The organism is Novosphingobium organovorum, assembly GCF_022832435.1.
Classification (GTDB): domain Bacteria; phylum Pseudomonadota; class Alphaproteobacteria; order Sphingomonadales; family Sphingomonadaceae; genus Novosphingobium; species Novosphingobium organovorum.
Map to the genome: position 1 here is coordinate 1 of NZ_JALHLF010000191.1, position 3889 is coordinate 3889.

At 69.8% G+C, this 3889-nt stretch carries 5 protein-coding genes; 3 read left to right on the top strand and 2 right to left on the bottom strand.

The window, feature by feature from the left end:
- Nucleotides 1-361, bottom strand: a 361-nt coding sequence (locus MTR62_RS20295) for a histidine phosphatase family protein (RefSeq protein WP_244024362.1), incomplete at its 3' end; no start/stop codon positions are given.
- Nucleotides 362-413: 52 nt separating this feature from the next.
- Entirely contained in the window at nucleotides 414-1295 is an 882-nt protein-coding gene (kdsB, locus tag MTR62_RS20300; RefSeq protein ID WP_244024364.1) for a 3-deoxy-manno-octulosonate cytidylyltransferase, read from the bottom strand.
- Between the two features lie 255 nt (nucleotides 1296-1550).
- Between kdsB and kdsA the strand changes: the two genes are divergently transcribed.
- The 3 genes from kdsA to MTR62_RS20315 are packed head-to-tail and all read left to right on the top strand — an operon-like array spanning nucleotide 1551 to nucleotide 3745.
- Nucleotides 1551-2381 (top strand): 3-deoxy-8-phosphooctulonate synthase, encoded by an 831-nt coding sequence (gene kdsA, locus MTR62_RS20305; protein ID WP_244024366.1) that lies wholly within the window; start codon nucleotides 1551-1553, stop codon nucleotides 2379-2381.
- Nucleotides 2382-2393: 12 nt separating this feature from the next.
- Nucleotides 2394-2705, top strand: a complete 312-nt coding sequence (locus MTR62_RS20310) for a hypothetical protein (RefSeq protein ID WP_244024368.1) — start codon at nucleotides 2394-2396, stop codon at nucleotides 2703-2705.
- Nucleotides 2702-3745 carry a phytanoyl-CoA dioxygenase family protein gene (locus MTR62_RS20315; RefSeq protein ID WP_244024370.1) on the top strand — a complete coding sequence of 348 codons (1044 nt, stop codon included), beginning with the start codon at nucleotides 2702-2704 and terminating at the stop codon, nucleotides 3743-3745. Before MTR62_RS20310 ends, MTR62_RS20315 begins: the two co-directional genes overlap by 4 nt.
- Nucleotides 3746-3889: the final 144 nt, after the last annotated feature.

The following is a 3889-nucleotide window of genomic DNA, read 5'->3' on the forward strand; positions in this document are numbered from 1 at the left end:
CCTCGGGCGGCTCGGCGCGCGTGTCCCAGGCCGCGAGCGCGTCCGCGCCGATCCGCGCCAGAATGGCCTCCTCGCTGCGGTTCTCGTCGGGCCCGTGATCGATCTCGGCGAGCCAGAGGCAGGCAGCCGGCACGGGCGGAGCGTCCTGCGCGGCCAGGATCGCCGCCGCGGTCTCCTGCGTGCGGAGAAGCGGAGAGACCAGCGCGCGCGAAAAGCGCCAGCCTTGCGCGGCAAAATGGGCGCCCAGTGCCCTGGCCTGTTCGCGCCCGTGCGCGGTCAGCGGCAGGTCGGTGCGCGCGCCGATACGCCGGGGCGTTTCGCCGGTTTCGAAAGTGTTGCCATGGCGGACGACGATGAACATGAAGGCGGGGTCGAACTCGTTCGCAAGAGATAGGGGGAAAAAAGGACGGCCGTCAGGCGACGAAAGGGTCGCCCAGCCGCGCGATGGCGGCCTCGGCGGCGGCAAGATCCTCGCGCGTGTCGATCCCCGACAGCGCGTGGCCGGGCATCGTCACAGCGAGTGTGGCGATGCTGCGTCCGGCCTCGAGAAAACGCAACTGTTCCAGCCCTTCGAGCGTCTCGTAATGCCCCGGCAAGGCCTGCGCGAACCAGGCGAGCGCTTCGAGCCGATAGCCGTAAAGCCCCAGATGCTGCCACACCGGGGACATCGGCCCGGCCGCGCGCAAGGCGCCCTCGCCGCGCAGCGCGGGCAGGATAGTCTTTGAAAACCACAAGGCGCGGCCCGCCGCATCGCGCACGCAGGTGGTCCCGCTGAAAGGGGCGGTGCGCTTGTGTTCGCGCAGCCGGTCGAGCCGCGCCCAGTCGAGCGGATAGACCGGCGTCGCCACGTCCGCCCCGCTCGCGCGCAGTTCGGCGAGCAGCCCGGCGACGATCGCGGGCGGGATGAACGGCGCATCGCCTTGCAGATTGATGACGTGCGCCGGGGGTACGGGACATTGCAGCGCCGCCGCATAGGCGCGCGCCGAACCCGAATCGAGATCGGCAAGGGTCATCGCCACCGGCGCGCCGAGCGCCTGCGCGTGCGCGGCGATGCGCGCGTCGTCGGTCGCCACCACGAAGCCGCAGTTGCCCGCAAGGTCCGCCGCCGCGCGCGCGATCGCCACCACGCGTTCGAGCAGCGTGCGCCCGGCGATCCGGGCGAGCGGCTTGCCCGGCAGCCGGGTCGAGCCATAGCGCGCAGGCACCACGATCAGATCCGGCCTCGGATCGGGAACCGGATCGTGGCTGGCGCCCGGTTCGGGTGCGCGGTCTTGGGGGTCAGGGACCGAATTCATGCCTCGCGCGTCTCGCCTTTCCTTCATCGCGAACGGGCGCCTGCCGCCGGTCGATGCGGTTCCCCGCCATCGGTGCCGGCCACCGGGCCTCCTCCAACGCCCTATCGCAATTGTCTGGTACCGCAATCTTTCAAAGCTTGTAATGCGCGCGCAACACCGCCTAGGGAAAGCCTTCGAGCGGGCGATCCGGCGCCGCGCGCTGCGTCAACCCGGACCTTTCCCGCAGCCCTCGCCAGCCATTCGACCGGACCCGCCATGAAGCTCTGCGGACAGGAAATCACCCCCGCCTCCCCCCTTTTCGTGATCGCAGGACCCTGCGTGATCGAAAGCGAGACGCTCGTTCTCGCCATCGCCGAAAGCCTTGCAAAGAGCGCCGAACGGCTCGGCCTCACGCTTATTTTCAAAAGCTCGTTCGACAAGGCCAACCGCAGTTCGGACGCCTCGTTCCGGGGGCTGGGGCTGGAAGAAGGCCTGCGCATCCTGGAAAAGGTGCGCGCGCAAACCGGGCTGCCGGTGCTGACCGACGTCCACGAGCCGGGGCAGGTCAGCGCGGTCGCCGAGGTCGTCGACGTGCTGCAGACGCCCGCCTTTCTGGCTCGCCAGACCGATTTCATCGCCGCCGTCGCCGCCTCGGGCAAGCCGGTCAACATCAAGAAGGCGCAGTTCATGGCGCCCGGCGACATGCAGCAGGTCGTGGCCAAGGCGCGCAACGCGGCGACCCGCGCAGGGCACGATCCCGATGCCTTCCTGCTGTGCGACCGGGGCACCTCGTTCGGCTACAACACGCTGGTCTCGGACATGCGCGGGCTGGCCATCATGGCCGGGACCGGCTGCCCGGTGGTGTTCGACGCGACGCATTCGGTCCAGCAGCCCGGCGGGCTTGGCGAACGCTCAGGCGGGCAGCGCGAATTCGTGCCGCTGCTGGCGCGCGCCGCCGTCGCCGCCGGGGTCGCGGGCGTGTTCATGGAAACCCACCCCGATCCCGACGCGGCGCTGTCCGACGGGCCCAACGCGCTGCCGCTTGCCGATTTCGAACCGCTCGCGCGCCGCCTTCAGGCGATCGACGCGCTGGTCAAGGAGCGCTGAGGTCCCCAGCGCATGAATCTGATCGAACACGCCTTCTTCGCGCTTCTCGCACAGCTTGCGATCGGTCTTGCCAGCCGCAACTGGTGGGCCGCGGGCGCGATCCCCAGCGCCTATTTCCTCGGCCGCGAACTGACCCAGGCCGAATACCGCTGGATCGAGCACTTCGGCCATGGCCTGCGCGCGAACATGCCCTGGTGGGGCGCGTTCGACCCGCGCGTGTGGACGACCGCGGACCAGTTCGCCGACTGGATCGGGCCCCTGTTCGCCACCACGCTGGTGGCGCTTGCGGTGCACGGGCACCGTCGTTCCGGAACCCGCGCATGAGCCGCCTCCTGCCCCCGCTCCGGCGCGCCGCGCGCGCACTGCTCCTGCCGCTGCGCACGCTCGAACTGCTGAGCGGGGCGAAGAGCTTTCTCGACCATCCGCTGATCGGATCGCCCCGGCTCAACCGGCTCGGCCTCCATGTCGCGCGGGTGCGGCTGGCCGATGGACTGGCGCGCTGGCGGCGGCGGCGGCTGGCCCACCGTGTGCGCCCCGACTGGCGCGAGGCGTTCGATCGCGACGGCTTCGTCGCCATTCCCGAGGTCATCCCGGCCGAGGCCTTCCCCGCGCTGCGCGCCGCGATCCTGTCCTACCAAGCCCCCGCGCGCGAAATGCGCCAGGGCGATGCGATCACCCGGCGCATGGCGATCGATCCGGCCATGCTCGCCGCGATTCCCGCCTTGCGCGCGCTGCTGGAGCGGCCCGACATCGTCGCGCTGATGCATTACGTCGCCGGCTTTCGCACCACCCCGCTGCACTACATCCAGACCATCGTCAGCCATGTCGATGGCAACGAGCCCGATCCGCAGGAAGCCTTCCACGCGGACAGTTTCCACGCCTCGCTCAAGGCCTGGCTGTTCCTCAATCCGGTTAGCGAGGACGAAGGGCCGTTCACGTACGTGCCCGGCTCGCACCGCTTCACCCCCGAACGGCTGGACTGGGAACGGCGCCGCTCGCTGGCCGACCCCAAAGCGATCGACCGGATGTCGGCGCGCGGATCGCCGCGCGTCAGCCGCGAAGACCGGGCCGCGATGAAGCTTGCTCAGCCGCGCGCGCTCGCGGTAGCGGGCAACACGCTGGTGGTGGCCGACACGGTGGGGTTCCACGCGCGCGGCGCCTCGGCCCGGTCGGGCGAGCGGGTGGAAATCTGGTCCTACGCCCGGCGCAACCCCTTCCTGCCCTGGCTGGGCGGCGACCTGCTCAGCCTGCCGGGCCTTGCCGAGCGGCGCGTGGGCTGGCTCTGGGCGCTGCGCGACCGCTTCGAAAAACGCATCGGCCAGCCCTGGCAGCCGGTCGGAGTGCGCCGGCCAGTCAGCGACTGACCCACCGCGAGACTGGCCTTTCAGATTGGAGCGGCCACCACAAGCCTGATTCTAGAGCGGGTTACGATCAGATTGCATCAGATCGACCGCTCTTGGCTTTAGTGACAATTTAGGGATTCCCAATCGCTTTGAGTTCTGATTCAA